Raw genomic sequence first — 19,219 nt, forward strand, 5'->3', positions numbered from 1 at the left:
TACAGCCCGGTCGGGCCGGGACGATCCGGCCGGCATCCTACACGGTCGGGGAACCGCGCAGCGCGACCGCGGTCGAATTCCAGGACCTCTTGCTGTAACCTCGATCCCCCTATGAGCCCACCGAGCAATCGTGGGCTTTTTTATTCGTGGTTTGGCCGCATGAAGCTCCGATGCCGAGTATTACCCCGCTCAACAAAGCGATCATCCTGATCAATGTCCTGGTGTTCCTCCTGCAGTCGCTGTCGGGCGGGCTGATCGAGCATTATTTCGCCCTGTGGCCGCTGCCCTCGCAGGTCGCGGCCCTGCCGTACGACTATCCCGAATTCCAGGTGTGGCAGCTGCTCACCTATGGATTTCTGCACGGCGGTTGGGCGCACCTGTTCTTCAACATGTTCGCCGTGTACATGTTCGGTTCGGATATCGAGCGGCTGTTCGGCTCGCGCCGCTATCTCACTTATTACCTGCTCTGCGTGGTCGGTGCGGCGGCCATGCACATGATCGTGACATCGGTCACTGGCGGATTGCCGGCGCCCGTGGTCGGGGCTTCAGGCGGGGTGTTCGGCCTGCTGCTTGCGTTCGGTATGGCGTTTCCCCGCCGTACCCTTTTATTGATCTTCCCGCCCATCCCCATGCCGGCGTGGCTGTTCGTGACGCTCTACGGCATTTTCGAGCTGGTCATGGGCGTGACGCAGACTGCTTCCGGCATCGCGCACTTCGCCCACCTCGGTGGTATGGCCACGGGCTTTGTGATCATTCGTTACTGGACTGCCCAACGTCGCATGCGGCGCTAGCGAGTGTGACGGCTAGCCTGACAGCGATTACTGGGACGATAAGGCACAGCACCAAGGACACTGGGGTGCGCCGCGCCGGCTTGCTGCCGATCCATCGCACGCCGGCAACGATCGGCATTTCTACGCATGGTTGCGCCCCTGCGCGCTATCTACAGTGCCGTTGACCCGGCAATAAGACAGCACATCCCTCGAGTAACGGAAGTGACTTCTGGGGTAGGCGCCAAACAGCACTGGCGTCGAGGAGAGAGTCATGAACGTGGGCGAACACTGCCGTCGTGGAATGATCTCGATCGCGGACAGCGCCGACATGGTGACTGCCGCTCGCCTGATGCGAGACCAGCACGTGGGCCTGCTTGCCGTACATCGGCAGGGCGATGAGTTTTGCCGCGTCGTCGGCGTGCTCACCGATCGTGACATTGTCGTGCAGGTAACGGCCGCGGGCCGTGATCCCCGCGCCGTCAAGGTTCAGGACGTGATGATTCGCCAGCCGCTCGTGGCAAACGAGCAGGACGAGCTCCGTGACGTTCTGCAAGTGATGCGCCTCGCCGGCATCCGCCGCGTCCCCGTCGTCGATGCCTGCGGCGCACCCGCAGGCATCCTGGCTCTAGACGACGCCATCGAGCTGATCACCGGCCTGCTTTGTGACATCTCCGGCTCGATCCACAGCGAACGTCATCACGAATGGCGGGCCATGCACGCCTGATCCTGCTGTACGTCAAGGATGGTTGCGAACGGCTGCGATCTGGTTCCGGGCGAGCTGGTGGCCGGCCGCTTCAGCCTCGCCATTTGACTGCGCCGCCGGGCGCCTCCCCCGGAACCTCCGCCTTTCGATAAAATTTTCCTGGCTGTCGTGTCGGCCGCGTGGGGATCGCACCGTCCTTGGCTCGAACCCCACTCATTCATAGGAGAGAGCCATGCCCGGTACCGTGCGTATCCACCGCGTCCTGCGATCCAAGCCCAATCGCGTGTATCGCGCCTTTCTCGATCCCGACGCGATGGTGAAGTGGCTGCCGCCGCATGGCTTCACCGCCAAGGTGCATCAGGTGGACGCCAAGGTCGGCGGCGTTTATCGGATGTCGTTCACCAACTTCTCCACCGGTCAGTCGAATGCCTTCGGCGGCAAGTACCTGGAGCTGGTGCCCGATCAGCGGCTGCGCTACACCAATGAGTTCGACGATCCGAACCTGCCGGGCGAGATGATCACCACGGTCGACATCAAGCCGGTCGCGAGCGGCGTGGAGATCAACATCGTGCAGGAAGGCATTCCGGACGTGATTCCGACGGATCCCTGCTACCTGGGCTGGCAGGAGTCGGTCGAGCTGCTCGCCAGGCTGGTCGAGCCGGAAATTCCGAACGGCTGAATTGCATGACGCACGCCCGGGCCGAGCAGCCGGCCCGAGGCTGCCGCTGCGCCGCCGGCCATGCTGGCGATGCGCAGCTGACAAAAATGTAAGCTTGGCTGCAGCCGTCCCCGCCGTGCGGCTTGCTCGAAACTCCAGATTCTTTGCTGGGATCTGCGCATCTGTTGCGTGTCCCTCACGATAACGTTTTCCTTCCGCCGCGGTCCGCTTATATTCCGGGTACCGCTAGCATGCGATCAGCACGACCGTCCGGCGGTGACACCCAGCACTGAAGCCCAGCATTGAGCCAGGAGCATCGATCATGGCCCGATTGACCATCAATGGAACCGTCCGCGACCTCGACGTGGACCCGAACACCCCCTTGCTTTGGGTGTTGCGAGAGCAGGCGGGCCTCACCGGCTCCAAGTATGGCTGCGGCGTCGCTCAGTGCGGTGCCTGTACGGTGCACATCGACGGCAATCCGGTGCGCTCGTGCGTGCTTCCTGTCAGCGCGGTATCGGCCGAGCAGAAGATCACCACCATCGAAGGTCTGTCCAAGGATGGCTCGCATCCGTTGCAGCAGGCGTGGCTGAAGCTCGACGTGCCCCAGTGCGGCTATTGCCAGTCCGGCATGATCATGGCTGCGGCCGGGCTGTTGCAAAAGAATCCCAAGCCCACCGATGCCGATATCGACGCCGAGATCACCAACATTTGCCGGTGCGGAACCTACAACCGGGTGCGCGAAGCCATCAAGCTCGCCGCTGCCAACTTGCCCGCCAAGCAGAGCACCTGAGGTCAAGCCATGAGCACGGTAGCATCCAACATCACAAACGCCATTTCCCGCCGCAGCTTCCTGATCGGCTCCGCCTCTGCCATCGGCGGATTGTCGCTGGGCTTTCATGTGCCGTTCGCCGCAGCGGCCGCGGGCAAGAGCGCGCCGGAAGTGAACGCATGGGTCGTGGTTCAGCCCGATGACCAGGTCATCATCCGCATTGCGCGCTCCGAGATGGGGCAGGGCACGCTCACCGGCCTGGCGCAGCTCGTCGCCGAAGAGCTCGAGTGCGATTGGTCCAAGGTGACCACCGAATATCCCACGCCCGGGCAGAACCTCGCTCGCGATCGCGTGTGGGGTAATTTTTCCACGGGCGGCAGTCGAGGCATTCGCGAATCGCATGACTACGTGCGCAAGGGCGGTGCCACCGCTCGTGAAATGCTGATCGCCGCCGCAGCCGCCGAATGGAAAGTACCTGCGAGCGAATGCGTCGCCGCCAACAGCGTGATCACCCACCAGCCGAGCAATCGCAAAGTCAGTTTCGGCAAGGTGGCGACTGCCGCCGCCAAGCTCACGCCGCCGAAGGATGTGACGCTCAAGGATCCGAAGGATTGGAAGATCGCGGGCAAGCCGCTGCCGCGCTTGGACACCATGGACAAGCTCACCGGCAAGCAGATTTACGGCACGGACATCCAACTGCCCGGCATGTTGAACGCCACGGTGCGCGCGTGTCCTTATTTCGGCGGCAAGGTGAAGAGCTTCGATGCAGCCGCCGTGACCAAGATGCCCGGCGTGCGCAAGGTGCTGCAGATCGATGACAGGACGCTCGCGATCGTCGCCGATACCTGGTGGCAGGCGAAGACCGCGATGGATGCGTTGCCGATCGTGTGGGACGAAGGCCCCAACACGGGAGTGTCGAGCGAGTCGATCGCCGAGATGCTCAAGGCCGGTTTTGATGCCGATGATGCGTTCGTGCAAACGACCGTCGGCGACGCGCCGGCCGCGCTCGCTGGAGCGAAGAAGACGATTTCAGCCGTCTACGCCTTGCCCTATCAGAACCACGCCACGATGGAGCCGATGAACGCGACCGCGCTCTACACGCCGCAGAAATGCGAAGTGTGGGTGCCGACGCAGAACGGCGAAGCGAGCCTGGCTGCGGCGGCCGAAGCTGCCGGTCTGCCGGTCCAGCAGTGTGACGTTTATAAAGTGCATCTGGGCGGCGGTTTCGGTCGTCGCGGCATGCAGGACTATGTGACCCAGGCGGTGCTCATCGCGAAGCAGATGCCGGGCACGCCGATCAAGCTGATCTGGACGCGTGAAGAAGACATGCTGCAGGGTCGGTATCATCCGACCACGCAGTGCAAGCTGACCGCTGCCTTGGATGATGAGGGCAACGTGAGCGCCATGCACATGCGCATCTCCGGCCAGTCCATTCTGGCGTCGGTTCGGCCCGAGGCCATGCAAGGCGGCAAAGACCCTGTAGTCTTCCAAGGTCTGAACCTCACCGGTGACGAAGGCCACTTCGGTTACACCATTCCAAACCTGCTGATCGATCACGCCATGCGCAATCCGCCGGTGCCGCCGGGCTTCTGGCGCGGCGTGAACCTCAATCAGAACGCGTTGTACGTGGAATGTTTCATGGACGAGCTGGCGCACGCCGCCGGTGTCGATCCGCTGGTGTTCCGTCGCAAGCTGATGAAGAACCATCCAAAGCATCTCGCGGTACTCGAAACCGTGGCCAAAGGCATCGGCTGGGAGAAGCCCGCGCCGAAGGGCATGGGGCGCGGCCTCGCGCAGATCATGGGATTCGGCAGTTATGTGGCCGCGGCGGCCGAGGTGTCCGTCACCAACGGCCAGCTGAAGATTCATCGCATCGTGGCCGCGACCGACGCGGGTCACATCGTCAATCCCGCGCAGGTGGAGCGACAGGTCGAAGGTTCCTTCGTCTACGGATTGTCCGCCGCGCTGTTCGGCGAGTGCACGATGAAAGGCGGCCGCATGGTCGAGGACAACTTCCACACGTATCAAGTGATGCGCATGGCGGAGATGCCTGCGGTGGAAACTCACGTCGTGCCGTCCGGTGGCTTCTGGGGCGGCGTTGGCGAGCCGACGATCGCGGTCGCGGCGCCAGCAGTTTTGAATGCGTTGTTCGCAGCGACGGGCAAGCGCATTCGCATGTTGCCGCTGAAGAATCACAGCCTGGCATGAGCTCGATCGCATGAGTCGCGGCATCGGCATGCTCGTCGCGGCGGCGCTGGCCGTCGCGCCGAGTCTCGTACTCGCCGCGTCGCCGCCCGGCGCGGCGTCATGCCTCGGGTGTCACAGCGTCGCGGCAGGGAATAACCCCGTACCGCCGCTCGGTGCGCTCTCTTCCGAGCAGATGGTGACGGCGATGCAGGCGTTTCGCTCGGGTGCGCGTCCGGGCACCGTGATGGATCGCATCGCCAAGGGATTTTCGGATGAAGAGATCAAAGCCATCGCCGACTGGTATGCGCGCTCCAAAGCAAAGTAGCCGCCGCGCCGTGCTCGGCGGCATTGCCGCTGGCGGCGTGTTGGCAGCGCTTGGTATGCACGGCGCGCGGGCCGCGGCCAAGTCGGCGCCACGTGTGGTAGTGATCGGCGGTGGATTTGGTGGTGCGAGCTGCGCTCGCTTGATCAAGAGCGAAGATCGCGAGATCGCGGTCACGCTCATCGAAGCCAATTCCACTTACATCGCGTGCCCTTTCAGTAACTCGGTCATCGCGGGCTTGCGAGAGCTGAAGCAACAGCAGTTCGGCTATGGCCGCGTGCGTGCGGATGGCATCGATGTGATTCATCGCAGGGTGACCGCCGTCGATGCGAAGCAACGCACGGTGCGTCTCGATGACGGCAAGCAACTTTCCTATGATCGCCTGGTGGTGGCGCCGGGCGTGGAGCTGCGGTTCGATGCCGTTCCCGGCTACACCGAAGCAGCTGCCGAGATCATGCCGCACGCGTGGAAGGCCGGCGAACAAACCTTGCTGTTGCGTCGCCAGCTCGAAGCCATGAAAGATGGTGGCGTGGTCGTGATGTCCGCGCCAGCCAATCCGTTCCGCTGTCCGCCGGGTCCGTATGAGCGGGCCAGCCTGATTGCGCACTATCTGAAGACGCACAAGCCGCGTTCCAAGCTCATCCTGCTCGATGCCAAGGATGCATTCTCCAAGCAGAAGCTGTTCGAGGAGGCCTGGCAGGCGCTCTATCCAGGCATGATCGAATGGGTGTCGCTGTCGTTCGGCGGACAGGTGACACGCGTCGAGCCGGACACACGCACCTTCGTAACCGAATTCGGCAGCCATCGTGCCGATGTCGCCAATGTCATTCCCCCGCAGCGGGCGGCTGCGGTTGCGTCGCTGGCCGGTGTGACTGATCAAACGGGATGGTGTCCGGTCGACCCGGTTACGTTCGAGTCGACGTTGCAGCCGGGTGTGCATGTTCTAGGCGATGCCATCATTGCTGGCGGCATGCCCAAGTCTGCGTTCTCCGCGAACTCGCAGGCACGTGTCTGCGCGACGGCGGTTGTCGATCTGCTTCGCGAGCGGACGCCTGCGTCGCCGAAGCTCATCAACACCTGTTACAGCCTGGTGGCGCCCGAGTACGGCATCTCCATCGCTGGGGTGTATCAGCCGGCGAACGGCTTGCTGACCGATGTGCCGGGTGCGGGCGGCGTGAGCCCGCTGAATGCGCCGAAGTCCGTGCGCGCACAGGAAGCGACATTTGCGGAGGCGTGGTTCAATACGATCACTCGCGGCGTTTTCGGGTGACGTGTCCGTTGAAATGGGTGTTACTGACGCTGTGTGCGTCAGCCTCGATTGCGTTTGCGGACCCGCAGGCTGCCCGTTTGCGTTCATTCAGCATCGAGGGTGACGCCATCAAGGCATCGCTGACAGGGCGGCCTGGCGATCCCGCGAGAGGTGCACAGCTCATGCAACAGAGGCAGAAATCCCTGTGCGTGCTGTGTCATTCGGGCCCGTTCGCCGATCCCCATCTGCAGGGCACGATTGCTCCGAGTCTCGCGGGCGTTGGGGTTCGGCTCACGGCGGGGCAACTGCGGTTGCGCATCGTCGATATGAAGCGCTTGAATCCACAGAGCATCATGCCGACATACTACGGGACCCTCCCGAACGGCAGAGACGCGCGTGTTGCCGCCGCTTGGCGTGGCAAACCCATCCTCACGGCCGAGGAGATCGAAGACCTGGTGGCGTACTTGCAGACGTTGCGATGACGACCGGACGATCATGAACTTGCCTCCTCGACCGACGCTGGATGAAGCGATCCGCTCGTTTACGGGTGGCGCGCCTGTGCGCGAGGGGCGCGTGAAGTTCGACATCTCGCCGTTGGTGGAGAATGGCAACGCGGTGCCAGTTACGGTTGAGGTCGACAGTCCAATGACCGCCGCCGATCACGTGCGGCGCATTGCGCTGTACACCGAAAAGAATCCGCAGGCCGACGTTGTGGTGTTTCATCTCAGCCCGCGCTGCGGACGAGCGCGCGTCTCGACGCGAATTCGTCTCGCTACATCGCAGACCGTAGTCGCATTGGCCGAAACCAGCGATGGCGCATTCTGGTCGAGTCGGGCCAATGTGATCGTGACCTTGGCGGCCTGTATCGAGGACGTGTCCCAAGCATGACGCGCTCGCTCGTCAACGTGCCGAAGACTGCCAGGCGCGGCGAGATCATCGAGATCCGCGCCATGATCCAGCACGTCATGGAAACGGGTTATCGTGAAGGGCCGAATGGCAAGATGCTGCCGCGGCATATCATCAAGCGCTTTGTCTGCAAGTATGGCGGCGAGGAGGTTTTCTCGGCCGAGCTGTTTCCTGCGGTAGCCGCCAATCCATTCATGGCTTTCAGCACTATTGCGACGCAGAGCGGGACCATCACGTTCGAGTGGACCGACGACAAGGGCGAGACGCATACAGCATCCGCAGAGATTACGGTGACGTGATGTTTCGGCTCGCGTTGGCAGCGATGTTCGGTCTCGTCGCGATGGGCGCCGCCGCTGAAATCCAGCCCAAGGACAGGCGTTCCGGCTTCGAATTCATGTCGCCGCAGACGCAGGCCATGCAGTCCGACGAAACCAGCAATCCCGGCATGCTCTGGGTGGCGGACGGTGAGCGGCTCTGGTCGCAGCCGCAAGGCGTCGGCGGCAAATCATGTGAGAGCTGTCATGCCGATGCCAGTAAGAGCATGTGCGGCGTCGCCGCTCGCTATCCCGTCTTCGACGAAACAACCAGGCGTCCCATCGATTTGATAGGGCGAATCAAACAGTGCCGCGAGCAGCGGCAATCAGCTACGTCACTCGATTACCAAAGCGATGAGTTACTGGCCCTGGCCGCGTACGTTGGCTATCAATCTCACGGCATGCCTGTGGCGCCCTCCACGGATCCGCGATTGCAACCATTCCGCGAGAATGGCCGCGCCTGGTTCGCACGACGCCTCGGTCAACTCCAACTTTCCTGCGCCTCTTGCCACGACGATCGCTGGGGCGCCCGCCTCGGCGGGGCCGTCATCCCGCAGGGTCACGCCACTGGATATCCACTGTATCGGCTCGAATGGCAAACCCTCGGTTCCCTACAACGCCGTCTCCGCGGCTGCCTCGTCGGCGTACGCGCCGAGCCCTTCGACTTCGGCGCCCCGGAGTATGTCGATATTGAATTGTTTCTTATGGAGCGGGCGCGCGGGTTGAAGATGGAGACGCCGGCAGTGCGGCCGTGAGCGTGCCAGATCCCGTTGCACAGGGCGCAAGCATGCCGCTTGTTCGTGTGATGCTTGAGCGACAAGGGCTTCCTCGGTTTTCAGATGAAGCCAGCCGGAGCGCGAACTCTGGCTGCATACGGAAGATGCGGGTGCCTAATCTCCCCGGCACACGAACATCGTGTGGCTACCGGTGAAGCGTTCCAGCTCGCGTTCGATGTGAAGGCCGGAGCGCTGGACGCAGGCGCGCATTTCGTCGGAGCGATACATTTTGCTGTTGCCGTTGGCGAGGCAGGCGAAATACAAAGTTGTCATCACCAGCACGAAGCGTGCAGCGGCGTGCACTTGGTTGTCCCAGTAGGTGTCGACGATGTAGATGCGGCCGTTAGGGGCGAGGGCGCGGCGGGCGCGTTCGAGGATCGACACGATTTCGTCCTCGCCGAAGCAATCCAGGAACTGGCTCATCCAGATGGCATCTTGATCGGGCGGGAATTCGATCGAGGGGTCGAGGAAGTCGATGGGATGAAAGCTTGCGCGAGCGGCATGACCTGCCGCCGTGAGGGCTTGCCGGGCGATTTCGAGCTGGCCAGGCAGATCGAGCAGGCCGATGCTCACCTGTGGATCGTGCTTGAAACAGGCGAGGGCGAATTTGCCCGTGTTGGCGCCGACGTCGAGCAGACGCTTGGGCTCGTTCGCGAATACCAGCGGCAGCGCAGCCGGGAACATGTGATCGGAGTAGTAGTGATCGAAAGCGAACCAGCTTTGCTGAACCTGCGGCGGCAGCTGGGAGAGGCCCTCGTAAATGGTCTTCCAAGGGCCGAGTTCCCGCAGGCCGGCGGGTTTGCCGGTCGTCACAGTCTCACGCAGATGTGCCATGCCGCGATAACAAACATCCGCCGTGAAATCCATGTTGGCGCGAGTCATCGCGTCCCGCAGGACCAGCTGTCCGAGCTGACGCAGGCGGAAGCGGTCACCGTCGAGTGCCACCAGATCGCAGACTACGCCACCCTCGAGCAGCACCTTCACGCCATAAAGCGGCAAGTGCGTGAGCTCAGCGATGCGTTCGGCGGTAAGCCCCTCGCTGCCACCGTCCAGCAACGTGGCCAGAATGCCGAGATCGCGCAGCGCCAGCGCGGCGTGGAATGCAAGCGGCGCGAACGCCAGCTTCTGGGCATCGATGAGGGCGTCGTAGAGCGGTTTCTCTTCGCGACCGGGCCGTCTTCTCAATTCGATCCCCAAGTGTGTGACAAGTCTGAATGACTGCGGGGATTATCCGTGAATCGGTCGCACGTGTCTGCAGACCTGCTTACCGCGCTTGTCTTGCTTCGAATTCGATGATGACATGCACGTCATCGCCGACCCAGCCGTTCGCGACGCCGTAGTTCATTCCCCATTCGCTGCGTTTCACGGTGCCGCGGAGGGATACGCCCATGACATACGGCTTCGAGGGACCGTCGCCGATCGGATAGGGCCCGCTCTTATTGAGAGTGCCCGTGAGCTGCAGCGGGCGTCGCTGTCCCAATAGCTCGAGCTCCCCATTCAGCTTGAAAGTCTTGTCGCCGGTCCACGTAGCGGAGCTGGCGGTGAAGGTCATGCGGGGCGCGCGCGACGCGTCGAGGAAATCGCGTCCGCGAAGGTGTTTGTCTCGTTTGTCGTGTCCGGTGAATACGCTGTCGGTGTCGACGACCACCCGTACATCACTGAGTGTGCGCGTCGCCTCGTCGAAGGTGTAGGAACCGGATGCCTTGCGGAAGAAGCCCAGAATGTCTGCATAGCCGAGGTGCCTGACGAGAAAGCCGATCGTCAGGTGCTCTGGATCGAGATCGTAGCGTCGAGCGTCGGCGACGCTCGTGTGCGTCACGAAGGCCAGTGTGATTGAAACGACGGCATGTAAGAAACGATGCCGGATGATGTCAACGCTGCGGGCCATGCGCCATATTGGACCCTCCCGCGCGCTCCCGTCCAGCATCCCTCGTCTCGACCGCGAGGCGGCCGATCACTATCGTGTCGCGTTCCCCGAACGACATTGGAGATGGACCAAGTGGACGTCGATTCATTCACGCCCGGACTCTGGCGGCACTACAAAGGCAACGAATATCTGGCGCTGGGCCTTGCCAGACAGGACGAGACGGGCGAGCCCGTGGTGGTCTACACCCGTCTGTATCCGAGGGAGGGGCTGCCCATGTCGACGCGCCTCCTATCCATCTGGTGCGAGATGGTCGAGTGCGACGGCCGGAAGGTCAGACGATTCGAGTACGTCGGTCAACGCTCCGGCGGAACGTTGTAGCCGGCTCACGCGCCAGCCCTCCCGCAGCTTCGCAATGACCTTGCCGCGATGGCGGGCGCCTCACCGTGCACGGCCGTTACGTGCCCGCGGTCGACGATGGCCCGGCGTGAAACATGCCAGGTTGGCTGCGCCGCTCTCGGCAAGCCTGGCTGAAAACCGTCTTCGGATCGAGTAGGGTAACGTCATCAAGAAAAACGGCGGCCGAAGCGACCCCAAATGACCACTGAAGGACTGGCGGAGCTCATCGCGGTTCACTTGTGGGCCGTGCTGCTCGTCATCGCTTCCGTGATGCTGCTGGCCGCCTGGCTGCTATGGGAAGGATTGCAACGATTCGGCCCTGCGATCGACGCATGGCTGCGCGGGTGGTTCGCTCGTATTCATCCTCATGCGCGCAGTTTGCCCCTGCCCGGCGCCGTGCTGAGCGCTTGGGATATTGTGCGGCGACTCGGGTTGCAGGTTCTGGCGAGCATGGCCGTGGCGGTCGTGGCATGTATCGGGTTTGTCGAAATCGCGGACGAAATCGCCCCGGACGAGGATCTGGGGCAGTTCGATGCCGCGCTGAGTGCCGCGCTCGGCCGGCACGCGAGCGACGCTCAGCTGCGCATCTTCAGTCTGCTGACCCATTTGGGTGACAAACGCTTTCTGATTCCGTTGGCTGGAGTCGTCGCGCTGATACTGCTCGTGCGACGGCAGCGGTTCTTCGCAGCTGCGTGGGTTGCTGCCACGGTGGGCGGCGCATTGTTGAACAGCACCCTGAAAGAGATATTCGAGCGCTCGCGGCCACAATGGCTGCATCACTACGCCAGCGCCGACGGCTGGAGCTTTCCCAGCGGGCATTCATCGGGCGCGTTCATCGTGTATGGATTGCTTGGCTATCTGGTACTCGTTTACCTGCCGAAGCGCTTTCATGTGCCGCTGGCCGCGCTGGCGATGCTGCTGATCGTGTGCGTCGGGTTCAGCAGGGCGATTCTGCAGGTCCATTATTTCAGCGATGTCCTCGGCGGTTATGCGTTCGGTGCCGCCTGGGTGGCGGCCTGGATCGCCGGGCTCGAAGCCTTCCGGCGCAGGCAAGCCGATTCGATGTCGACCTGAGAGAATCGAAGGAAACAACAACAACGGAGCGGAAGCATGTGGGCGCAAGGTTACGATCCGTTCGGCAATGCCGTGGTGTCCACTCTCACGGCGGCCGTGCCCGTCTTGGTGCTTTTGGGACGGCGTCCGGGTTGTCGCTGATCGCGAATACGGCGCCCGTCGCGTTTGGTGCGTTGGGTACGCCGGTGGTGGCGCTGTCGAACGTCACTGGTCTCGACCTGCACCACTATTCTCGATTGCCTTGCCCGTGAGTGGGAAGTTCTCGCGCCACGGCCGCGCTTCGTCGACCACCCGGGCGATGGATGGGCGGGCGAGCAGGCGAGCGCGATAGGCGCGAAGTGCGACGAGAGCTGCCGGGATCGGGTGGCCCCAGTGGGCGTAGAAGAGGGCAGGTGCCGCCGCGCAGTCAGCGATGCCGAAAGTATCGTTCGCTGCCCATTGGCGGCCTGTCATCCAATTGTTCAGCCACGCGTAGCTCTTATCCAACGTGCCTTTCATCTCGACCGGTAGATGCGGGTCTCGTTTGCTCTCTTCACGCAACACGTTGAACACCATCCGGGATAGCGGAGTCATTACATAGTCGTCGAAAATGCTGTCCATCTGGCGCGCCTCGATGGCGGTGCGCGGGTCGGCCGGCACCATGGGCGGCGCAGTGCCGTGATGAAGGTCGAGATACTCGATGATCGCGGCCGACTCGATCACGATGCGTTCGCCATCGACCAGCACTGGAAACTGACCGGTGGGCGAGAGGCGACCGATGGCCTCGATGTTGTGCGGATGTTCGCCGTCGACCATCAGGAATTCGAACGGCACATTGCGTTCGTACAGGGCGATCAGCGGCTTCCAGTAGAACGCGGCGAAAGGATGGCCGTAGATTTTCAGCATCGACGCGCTCCCCGAAAAATGACTTCTCTCGACCGTAACCAATCGGTTCCTGCGCCGCAAGCTATGATTCGAATCGATAACTCAGCTTCAGCAGCAGCTGATCGTCATCGCGCAGGCTGAAGGAGTCGCGAAGCAGGCGGCCGGAGCCGCGATCGTCGACCTCCTGCCGGTAGCCGCCGCGGCCGTACACTACATATAAATAGGACAGCGGCCCGATCTCGTACCGGTAACGAAGCTGCAAGCCGAGGTTGCGCACCGTGAAGTCGTCGACAGCTTCGTCGGTCGGCATCGCGTTGCCCGTGAGATCGATCCGATAGCCCTGGCGAATATCGGCGCTCACGGCGATGACCTGCAGCTGTGTCTCGTTTCGATGCGGAACGGCTTGAAAAGGTTTGAGCGGCGCGTGCCGATCAGAGCAGATCCCGGGCCGGGCGTTTCCTAACCGGAACTCTCGGACGCACCGGCAGGCGGGCACCCATCGATGAGAGTGCCGGTCACGCGCTGATAGAGCGTCATGTTCTTGCCGCCCAGCTTTACATCGAGTGTGCCGCGAATGACGCGTTCTCCGAGCTGCCATCTCGCCGTGCCGGTCGTTTCGGCGGAGCCCTCGCACACCAAAACATATAGGAGCATGTCCTCAGCATGCTGCTGTTCTCGCAGCTTGCAGCCGGCGAGCGAAGGATGATCGAGAATCGGGAAGGCCGACCCGAGGTCGTTGCGAGCCAGGAATTGCCGGCTGCGCGTGATGGCATATCTGAGATTCTCTTCCAGGTGAGGCATGCCTGTTTCGATAGTGATCTCGTAGAGACGAGCGGGGTTCGAGGCCGCCGATGCAGCGCAGGCGGCAAGAACACAGATGTGCCATATCGATTGCACGCCAGCTCCTGGGTCCGGCCGCGGAGATTTCGCAGGAATCAGCAGGATATTCCTGGCGGGATCGGCTGCGCTCCGATTGTTGCTGTCGCTATCGCCGCCCGCAGTTGACTTGGCAAGCTTTGGTGCAACTCGGCTACAGCGCTGCACTGGAATAGCGCAACGCAAGAAAACCTCATCCGCCGAGCTGCAGATCTTCGCCGGCATCGACAACGTGCTGGGTCAGGATCCACGCATCCTGCCGCTCAACTTCTTTCGAACACCACTGCCGTGCAAATTGCGATTCGCCGCGATTGGAACTTTCCAGGTGCCCGGGCGTTGATCGATTCTCTCTGTGGGTCGCTTCGGAGGAAACGTGTACGAACCGATCGCCGAGGAATCCACGAAGTTGCTCATCCTCGATCGCGATCCCCGCAGTGCCGCGGGAATCAGCGAGATGCTCAGCGAGCAAGGGTGCGGCTGCACGGTCGTCAGCAGCGTCGCGGGAATCCTGAAAAGCATCAAGTCACAACAGCCTTCCGCAGTGCTCGTAAGAGCCGCGCTACACCAGCCGGAATTCGGTTGCGATCACATTGTTCGTGTGTTGAAGCAGGCGTATCCCGACTTGCCCGTGGTGATCACCTCCACGGAATCGAATCGAAGGGTCACGGCCATTTGGGACGAGTTCGGCGTGCCGTGCCTGATGGAACCGTTCGAGGCTGCCGAATTGTTTGCGGCCCTGCAAAGGATTCAAGGACCGGCGCGCGATCATCGAAAGGCGGGCGGCGTCACGTGCTCCACCCGGGGCGCGTGAAGTGCAGCGATATCCGCGGTCATCAGGAAGCCGCACAGCTCGATAAACGTTGCGACCTGGCGGATGAACGATCGGACATCGAATCGGTTCATCCGTCCGGAGAACGCCCAGTACGCACCGAGATCGCCTTGTACGCCATAGGTGGGCAGACCCAGCAGCGAGCCCTGGCGTGACATTCCGTACCACGGGCCTTGCGAACGCCCGTGTCTGCCCGGGCGTCCCGGAGATCGAATAATGGCCGAGCGCACGTCGTTGCGGACCGCGGCCTGATACGCCTCGTCGATCATGCGCTGATCGCCGCTCGCATAGATCCAGGTTGGCAGCGACCGGCCGCTGGGCTTGATGTCATCGCCATCGGCGACGTATTCGATCTGGCCGAGATGCTCCATGGCGAGCAAAGCCACGACCCGGTCGCGAGCCTGCGGATGTTTCTTGAAATAGTCCTGTTGCTCCCAGCGCCGCTCGGCCCCCGGCATGAAGTGCCGGCAATCCAGTTCCACCAATAACGTTCGAGGGCGGTCGCGCCGCGGAATGCGCGACATGTACTTGATCATGCCCAGCAGACCCAGGGCACCGTTGTCCTGACTGATCGACGGACCATCCGTGTGCGTGCGCAATTGGATCCGTTGATCTTTCCCTGTGCCATAGTCCTTGCCCGGCAGGCAGGCAACGAGTTGCCAGGCCTCCGATTGCACATGCTTGCCTTCGACGCGGAGGGTCGCCGAACGATGGGCGCGTGCGTCCTCGATCAAGCTGTCGCCGTTACGGCGATCGGCATAGACCGAGGGAAAATCGTAATGATCCGGCACGGGAAACGTATGCAGCCCGGCGGACCCGGCCTCGTTCAAATTCAGCGCGAACACGACTCCCGCCGGCCGCAAGCTTGCGATGTCGCGAATGAAGGTGGATGTGCTGGTCATCTCGTCCCACACCGCCGCAGCAATGGAGTGGGTTCCGTCCTGTGCCTGTGGGACGGGTTTGGCCTCGAGCGGATAGCTGTCGAAGGGGGTTGCGTACTCATAGTCGCTGTCGCTGAAGCCTGCTCTGACTTCGGGCCGAGGCGCGGGACGAAAGACGACGATCTTGCCGGCGACCTCCGGTTTGTTCTCGGGATTCCAGAGCACCAGCGGCGCTGTGACGCCAGAGGGACCCGTCAGCCCGCAATTGGCGCCGAAGTTCGATAGCGCGACGCGCCGGCCCTCCACTGCCAGGCTCCACTGGGAATCGTCCGGCCAGGTGCTGCTTTCCAGTCGTGTGAACGTCCACGGCGATCTTTGAATATCGACGCAGCCGTATTCGCCCAGCTTGTTCTCCAGGAATGTCATGAACTGGCGCCACGACGCATTGCCGGTCAGCGCGGGGCCTTTCTCATCTTTCGCTGCATGCCACTGGTTCGCCTCTTTCTCGGAAACGAGCCAGCGTCGGTCGACCCGCGTCAGTTCGCGCACATGCGCCGCTACCGCGCCGCTTGGATATGGAAGAAAGCTGGCGGCGCCGAGGCCAAACAGCAAGTCTCTGCGCGAAAGCATGGTCATGCCTTTACGCTCTGCGGTGCGCCGGCTTGCGCTTCGCCGCGGGCGCGAATACTCAGCATTGCCACAGAGAAGAAGGAGATGGCGCACATGGCGCACAAGTAGAGCGCGATCGACAAGGTGGATTGGAACTTGGCGAACAACGCTGTCGCGATGATCGGCGCGAAGCCGCCACCGAACACCGAGCCGATCTGATATCCCAGTGAAGCGCCCGAATAGCGCACCTCGACAGGAAACAGCTCGGCAAACAGCGCCGCTTGCGGTCCATACATCATGGCAAGCAGGCCCATCTCGACGCTGATGGCGAGTGTGATCAGCAACAGCGAACGGCTCTCCACCAGCGGGAACATGGCGAATACCCACAGCCCGGCCAGCACGGCGCCGAGCATGAAAATGCCGCGCCGGCCAAATCGATCGGAGAATGCGCCGCATCCCACCAGGATCGGAATCATCGCCAGACTGGCGGTCATCACCGCGCCGAGCATGGTCTCTTTCGGGATCCCCAGCGTCGCTGCGCCGTAGGCGACGATCCAGGTGATCGCGATATAGAAACAAGTGTTGTTGGCGATGAAAGCGCCGCCTGCGAGCAGCACCTCGGGCAAGTGGCCGGTGAGTACCTTGGTCAGGGGCAGCCCCTTGGGCTTGCTTGCCGCGGCAGTGCTGGCGGGCGCCACTCGTTTGAACTCGCCCGGCTCCTCGAGATGGAACTGCACATAGAAGCCGATCGCCACCAGCGCAAAGCTCAGCAGGAACGGCACCCTCCAGCCCCACACCAGAAAGCTCTCGCCGGACACGCCCTGGCCCACCAGCAGGAAGATGACGTTGGCCAGCACCAGCCCCACCGGCACGCCCATCTGAACGAAGCTGCCATAGAACCCGCGTCGGTGGCTCGGTGCGCTTTCGATCGCCATGAGCGCGGCGCCGCCCCATTGGCCGCCGACCGCGAGGCCTTGCGCGAAACGAAGCACCACCAGCGCAAGCGGAGCGGCTACGCCAATCTTTTGATATGAGGGCAACAAACCGATGCAGGTCGTGGCCACGCCCATGATGAGCAGCGCGGCTGCGAGTGCCCGCTTGCGTCCCAACAGGTCGCCAAAATGGCCGAACAGAATGCCGCCGATGGGGCGCGCTATGAAGCCGACCGCGAAGGTGCCGAACGCGGCGATCTGCGCCACGAATGGCGGCATGTCCGCGGGAAAGAACAATGTCGGAAACACCAGCGCGGCGGCGATGCCGTAAATGAAGAAGTCATACCATTCGATGGCCGCGGCGGCGGAGGCGCTGACGGCGACTTTGACGATCGATTTGCCGGGCTGTGTTGCTCGTTCTGTCATCCGATCACCCGATGGTTCGAGTTCAGTGATGCCACGCGATGCCTGCGCGCCGCGTCCCCCTTTGGCCACCGATAGCCGCTGCGAATAGTCGGGCGATTCCGGGCCGTCAATTTCATTCAAGCTAGCATGAATATCTTTGGCAGGCAAAACCGGCTCGTCTCCACGGGGCGCGGCCAGGTTCGAGCTGAATGAGCCCTGCCAGCGTGACTGGCCGGTCTCGCTAGCGGGTCTTGAGGGCCTTGAAGCCGGCCGCCATGAACCTGGCGAAGCGCCGCTTGATCGCCGGAAAATCATCCGAGCGGCAACGGCCCGCGGACAGCCGGTCGATGCGGCCGGTGCGCCCCAGCAGGTGCATGAGCGCGCCGGTGACGAAGTCATAACCCCAGAAGATGTCCTCTTCCGAATGCTCCGGCAGCGCGCGTTTCAGGATGCCGATGAGCTTCAGCACCACCGGATCAAAGTGGCGGTCCATCTGCTCGGCACCCTCGGGCGTATTGGAGACTTGCGCGCCGAACGCTCCGTAGTTCATCCAGCCTGCGCCGCCCTCGTAGTAGAGATCCAGGTCGGTATCGATGAACGCGCGCAGCGCGCCTTCGATGGTTGGTTTGGCGCCGGCCTTACGCTCGTATTCCTCCAGTGCCTTCATGCGCCGTGCGATGGTGACGTCCGCACGGCGGGCGAATACGGTCTCGAAGAGCTTGGTCTTGTCCTCGAAGTAATATTTCACCAGCGATTCGTGGACCCCGACGTGCTTGGCCACGTCGCGCAACGACACTCCATACAATCCGCGCTTCGAGAACAGATACTCCGCCGCGTCGAGAATCTGCTCCGAGGTCTCGGCGCGCTGTTCCGCCTTGGTACGGGGACGGGCCGCCGAGCGCGCCCGCTTGCTCTTGGGCTGCGATCGCTGCTGGGTTCGGCTCTGGGTTCGACTTTGGGCTATGACCCGTTTCATCATCCGGCTCGCTGTTCAGTTGGCGCAGATAGTACAGCGACGGATCGATGAAACATAACTCGGGGTGCCGGCAGAGCTCAATGGCAACGAGCGCTCATTGCGTCAATCCGACTTCACCTCGGCGCTCGCGACGCTGCAGCCTTCCACACAGGATTGGCTGCGTACCGCGCGCAATCTGGTGAGGTATGCCGGCGATGACGGCTCGTATAGAGACGTCGAGAGTTATCTGAAGAAAGCGAAGCTGCTCTGACTCGGGCGACCAACGTGCATTAGCCGGCTCTCCCGGGGGGAGGCACGCACGATATCGGTTATCCGGCAGGGACGATGGTGAGCCGGCTGGATTCGGCTACTGTGTCCGCGGCTTTGCGTTCGCGCTTCAGCGAGCCATGACACGAACATCCCTGATGAGCGCGCGCCACCGCTTCAAGCGCCGTGACGGCGTCACGGTATGTGTTGTTCAGCGCGCTCTGTAAGGGAGGGTCGTCACTGGACGGCGAGCTCATCCCGGTCACGTAGACCTGTTCGCCGAACACCTGCAGCGCCAGCCGGACGGTGCACCGGGCCGGACAGGCGCGATCTCCCCGGGAGCCTTCCACGAAGACCTCGCATGCCGAGATCGAGTCGCAATGATCCTCGAGCAATTCCATCAAAGTGAAGATGCTTTCTTCGACTTCAACGGAGGCGGGCACACGGAATAGTTTGATACATACACGCATGCGGGATCCGGGACGTTTTATTGTCAACGAGTGTGACGGCGGTAGAACGCAGCGCGCATGCGGGGTTCCGCGTGATACGGTGTGGATAAGACGTAACAAACCGGCCAGATCCGGCTGGCAGGAAATCCGGCCCTCGT

The 19,219-nt window shown here is 62.4% G+C and carries 24 protein-coding genes and 1 pseudogene; 16 read left to right on the top strand and 9 right to left on the bottom strand.

The window, feature by feature from the left end; translation table 11 throughout:
• Positions 1–170: 170 nt before the first annotated feature.
• The 11 genes from VGE08_RS08370 (at position 171) to soxA (ending at position 8,636) form a co-directional block, all read left to right on the top strand.
• Positions 171–791 carry a rhomboid family intramembrane serine protease gene (locus tag VGE08_RS08370; RefSeq protein ID WP_331067410.1) on the top strand — a complete coding sequence of 207 codons (621 nt, stop codon included), beginning with the start codon at positions 171–173 and terminating at the stop codon, positions 789–791.
• A 250-nt stretch (positions 792–1,041) separates the two neighbouring features.
• On the top strand, positions 1,042–1,494 hold the full coding sequence (locus tag VGE08_RS08375) for a CBS domain-containing protein (RefSeq protein ID WP_331067411.1): 453 nt from the start codon (positions 1,042–1,044) through the stop codon (positions 1,492–1,494).
• Positions 1,495–1,705: 211 nt separating this feature from the next.
• Positions 1,706–2,152 carry an SRPBCC family protein gene (locus VGE08_RS08380; protein WP_331067412.1) on the top strand — a complete coding sequence of 149 codons (447 nt, stop codon included), beginning with the start codon at positions 1,706–1,708 and terminating at the stop codon, positions 2,150–2,152.
• A gap of 301 nt (positions 2,153–2,453) precedes the next feature.
• On the top strand, positions 2,454–2,924 hold the full coding sequence (locus tag VGE08_RS08385) for a (2Fe-2S)-binding protein (protein WP_331067413.1): 471 nt from the start codon (positions 2,454–2,456) through the stop codon (positions 2,922–2,924).
• 9 nt (positions 2,925–2,933) lie between these two features.
• Positions 2,934–5,111: a xanthine dehydrogenase family protein molybdopterin-binding subunit gene (locus VGE08_RS08390; protein WP_331067414.1), complete on the top strand. Its 2,178-nt coding sequence runs from the start codon at positions 2,934–2,936 to the stop codon at positions 5,109–5,111.
• Positions 5,112–5,121: 10 nt separating this feature from the next.
• Positions 5,122–5,415 carry a hypothetical protein gene (locus VGE08_RS08395; RefSeq protein WP_331067415.1) on the top strand — a complete coding sequence of 98 codons (294 nt, stop codon included), beginning with the start codon at positions 5,122–5,124 and terminating at the stop codon, positions 5,413–5,415.
• Entirely contained in the window at positions 5,393–6,682 is a 1,290-nt protein-coding gene (locus VGE08_RS08400; RefSeq protein WP_331067416.1) for an NAD(P)/FAD-dependent oxidoreductase, read from the top strand. The genes VGE08_RS08395 and VGE08_RS08400 overlap by 23 nt, the downstream gene beginning before the upstream one ends.
• Before the next feature lie 17 nt (positions 6,683–6,699).
• Positions 6,700–7,143, top strand: coding sequence for a sulfur oxidation c-type cytochrome SoxX (gene soxX / locus VGE08_RS08405; RefSeq protein WP_331067637.1), 444 nt, complete (start codon positions 6,700–6,702; stop codon positions 7,141–7,143).
• A 13-nt stretch (positions 7,144–7,156) separates the two neighbouring features.
• Positions 7,157–7,549, top strand: a complete 393-nt coding sequence (locus tag VGE08_RS08410) for a SoxY-related AACIE arm protein (RefSeq protein ID WP_331067417.1) — start codon at positions 7,157–7,159, stop codon at positions 7,547–7,549.
• On the top strand, positions 7,546–7,866 hold the full coding sequence (gene soxZ, locus VGE08_RS08415) for a thiosulfate oxidation carrier complex protein SoxZ (protein WP_331067418.1): 321 nt from the start codon (positions 7,546–7,548) through the stop codon (positions 7,864–7,866). Before VGE08_RS08410 ends, soxZ begins: the two co-directional genes overlap by 4 nt.
• Positions 7,863–8,636 (top strand): sulfur oxidation c-type cytochrome SoxA, encoded by a 774-nt coding sequence (gene soxA, locus VGE08_RS08420; RefSeq protein ID WP_414717470.1) that lies wholly within the window; start codon positions 7,863–7,865, stop codon positions 8,634–8,636. Before soxZ ends, soxA begins: the two co-directional genes overlap by 4 nt.
• Before the next feature lie 135 nt (positions 8,637–8,771).
• On the opposite strand, the gene VGE08_RS08425 is transcribed toward soxA, so the two are convergent.
• Both VGE08_RS08425 and VGE08_RS08430 read right to left on the bottom strand, forming a co-directional pair.
• Positions 8,772–9,842, bottom strand: a complete 1,071-nt coding sequence (locus VGE08_RS08425; RefSeq protein ID WP_331067420.1) for a methyltransferase — start codon at positions 9,840–9,842, stop codon at positions 8,772–8,774.
• A 79-nt stretch (positions 9,843–9,921) separates the two neighbouring features.
• Complete coding sequence (locus VGE08_RS08430) at positions 9,922–10,545, bottom strand: YceI family protein (RefSeq protein WP_331067421.1); 624 nt, start codon at positions 10,543–10,545, stop codon at positions 9,922–9,924.
• A gap of 102 nt (positions 10,546–10,647) precedes the next feature.
• Between VGE08_RS08430 and VGE08_RS08435 the strand changes: the two genes are divergently transcribed.
• The 3 genes and pseudogenes from VGE08_RS08435 to VGE08_RS08445 form a co-directional block, all read left to right on the top strand.
• Positions 10,648–10,902, top strand: coding sequence for a DUF1653 domain-containing protein (locus VGE08_RS08435; protein WP_331067422.1), 255 nt, complete (start codon positions 10,648–10,650; stop codon positions 10,900–10,902).
• Between the two features lie 216 nt (positions 10,903–11,118).
• Positions 11,119–11,994, top strand: coding sequence for a phosphatase PAP2 family protein (locus tag VGE08_RS08440; RefSeq protein ID WP_331067423.1), 876 nt, complete (start codon positions 11,119–11,121; stop codon positions 11,992–11,994).
• 122 nt (positions 11,995–12,116) lie between these two features.
• Positions 12,117–12,212: pseudogene (locus VGE08_RS08445) on the top strand (L-lactate permease); the annotation flags it as partial.
• Here VGE08_RS08445 and VGE08_RS08450 read toward each other — a convergent pair.
• The 3 genes from VGE08_RS08450 to VGE08_RS08460 form a co-directional block, all read right to left on the bottom strand.
• Positions 12,199–12,879 (bottom strand): glutathione S-transferase family protein, encoded by a 681-nt coding sequence (locus VGE08_RS08450; RefSeq protein WP_331067424.1) that lies wholly within the window; start codon positions 12,877–12,879, stop codon positions 12,199–12,201. The pseudogene VGE08_RS08445 and the gene VGE08_RS08450 overlap by 14 nt on opposite strands.
• 61 nt (positions 12,880–12,940) lie before the next feature.
• Positions 12,941–13,219: a hypothetical protein gene (locus tag VGE08_RS08455; RefSeq protein WP_331067425.1), complete on the bottom strand. Its 279-nt coding sequence runs from the start codon at positions 13,217–13,219 to the stop codon at positions 12,941–12,943.
• A 98-nt stretch (positions 13,220–13,317) separates the two neighbouring features.
• A complete protein-coding gene (locus tag VGE08_RS08460) occupies positions 13,318–13,755 on the bottom strand; it encodes a hypothetical protein (protein ID WP_331067426.1) in 438 nt (145 codons plus the stop codon).
• A gap of 352 nt (positions 13,756–14,107) precedes the next feature.
• Between VGE08_RS08460 and VGE08_RS08465 the strand changes: the two genes are divergently transcribed.
• Complete coding sequence (locus VGE08_RS08465) at positions 14,108–14,545, top strand: hypothetical protein (RefSeq protein ID WP_331067427.1); 438 nt, start codon at positions 14,108–14,110, stop codon at positions 14,543–14,545.
• On the opposite strand, the gene VGE08_RS08470 is transcribed toward VGE08_RS08465, so the two are convergent.
• The 3 genes from VGE08_RS08470 to VGE08_RS08480 form a co-directional block, all read right to left on the bottom strand.
• Positions 14,500–16,074, bottom strand: a complete 1,575-nt coding sequence (locus VGE08_RS08470) for a hypothetical protein (RefSeq protein WP_331067428.1) — start codon at positions 16,072–16,074, stop codon at positions 14,500–14,502. The two genes, VGE08_RS08465 and VGE08_RS08470, sit on opposite strands and share 46 nt — an antisense overlap.
• A 2-nt stretch (positions 16,075–16,076) precedes the next feature.
• Positions 16,077–17,411: an MFS transporter gene (locus VGE08_RS08475; protein WP_331067429.1), complete on the bottom strand. Its 1,335-nt coding sequence runs from the start codon at positions 17,409–17,411 to the stop codon at positions 16,077–16,079.
• A gap of 220 nt (positions 17,412–17,631) precedes the next feature.
• Positions 17,632–18,366 (bottom strand): TetR/AcrR family transcriptional regulator, encoded by a 735-nt coding sequence (locus VGE08_RS08480; protein ID WP_331067430.1) that lies wholly within the window; start codon positions 18,364–18,366, stop codon positions 17,632–17,634.
• 97 nt (positions 18,367–18,463) lie between these two features.
• Here VGE08_RS08480 and VGE08_RS08485 point away from each other — a divergent pair, with 97 nt between their 5' ends.
• Complete coding sequence (locus VGE08_RS08485) at positions 18,464–18,616, top strand: hypothetical protein (protein ID WP_331067431.1); 153 nt, start codon at positions 18,464–18,466, stop codon at positions 18,614–18,616.
• Positions 18,617–18,674: 58 nt separating this feature from the next.
• Here VGE08_RS08485 and VGE08_RS08490 read toward each other — a convergent pair whose 3' ends face one another.
• Positions 18,675–19,082, bottom strand: coding sequence for a hypothetical protein (locus tag VGE08_RS08490; RefSeq protein WP_331067432.1), 408 nt, complete (start codon positions 19,080–19,082; stop codon positions 18,675–18,677).
• Between the last annotated feature and the right edge of the window lie 137 nt (positions 19,083–19,219).

The organism is Steroidobacter sp. (assembly GCF_036406195.1).
In the GTDB taxonomy this organism is placed as follows: Bacteria; Pseudomonadota; Gammaproteobacteria; order Steroidobacterales; family Steroidobacteraceae; genus Steroidobacter.

Bases quoted from the DNA above. Each gene is read 5' to 3' on its own strand.
- VGE08_RS08450 (WP_331067424.1), bottom strand. From the start codon at position 12,879: ATGCTGAAAATCTACGGCCATCCTTTCGCCGCGTTCTACTGGAAGCCG.
- VGE08_RS08375 (WP_331067411.1), top strand. From the start codon at position 1,042: ATGAACGTGGGCGAACACTGCCGTCGTGGAATGATCTCGATCGCGGAC.
- VGE08_RS08480 (WP_331067430.1), bottom strand. From the start codon at position 18,366: ATGAAACGGGTCATAGCCCAAAGTCGAACCCAGAGCCGAACCCAGCAG.
- VGE08_RS08430 (WP_331067421.1), bottom strand. From the start codon at position 10,545: ATGGCCCGCAGCGTTGACATCATCCGGCATCGTTTCTTACATGCCGTC.
- VGE08_RS08395 (WP_331067415.1), top strand. From the start codon at position 5,122: ATGAGTCGCGGCATCGGCATGCTCGTCGCGGCGGCGCTGGCCGTCGCG.
- VGE08_RS08435 (WP_331067422.1), top strand. From the start codon at position 10,648: ATGGACCAAGTGGACGTCGATTCATTCACGCCCGGACTCTGGCGGCAC.
- VGE08_RS08490 (WP_331067432.1), bottom strand. From the start codon at position 19,082: ATGCGTGTATGTATCAAACTATTCCGTGTGCCCGCCTCCGTTGAAGTC.
- VGE08_RS08380 (WP_331067412.1), top strand. From the start codon at position 1,706: ATGCCCGGTACCGTGCGTATCCACCGCGTCCTGCGATCCAAGCCCAAT.
- VGE08_RS08410 (WP_331067417.1), top strand. From the start codon at position 7,157: ATGAACTTGCCTCCTCGACCGACGCTGGATGAAGCGATCCGCTCGTTT.
- soxZ (WP_331067418.1), top strand. From the start codon at position 7,546: ATGACGCGCTCGCTCGTCAACGTGCCGAAGACTGCCAGGCGCGGCGAG.
- VGE08_RS08390 (WP_331067414.1), top strand. From the start codon at position 2,934: ATGAGCACGGTAGCATCCAACATCACAAACGCCATTTCCCGCCGCAGC.
- VGE08_RS08440 (WP_331067423.1), top strand. From the start codon at position 11,119: ATGACCACTGAAGGACTGGCGGAGCTCATCGCGGTTCACTTGTGGGCC.
- VGE08_RS08400 (WP_331067416.1), top strand. From the start codon at position 5,393: ATGCGCGCTCCAAAGCAAAGTAGCCGCCGCGCCGTGCTCGGCGGCATT.
- VGE08_RS08475 (WP_331067429.1), bottom strand. From the start codon at position 17,411: ATGACAGAACGAGCAACACAGCCCGGCAAATCGATCGTCAAAGTCGCC.
- VGE08_RS08470 (WP_331067428.1), bottom strand. From the start codon at position 16,074: ATGCTTTCGCGCAGAGACTTGCTGTTTGGCCTCGGCGCCGCCAGCTTT.
- VGE08_RS08385 (WP_331067413.1), top strand. From the start codon at position 2,454: ATGGCCCGATTGACCATCAATGGAACCGTCCGCGACCTCGACGTGGAC.
- VGE08_RS08370 (WP_331067410.1), top strand. From the start codon at position 171: ATGCCGAGTATTACCCCGCTCAACAAAGCGATCATCCTGATCAATGTC.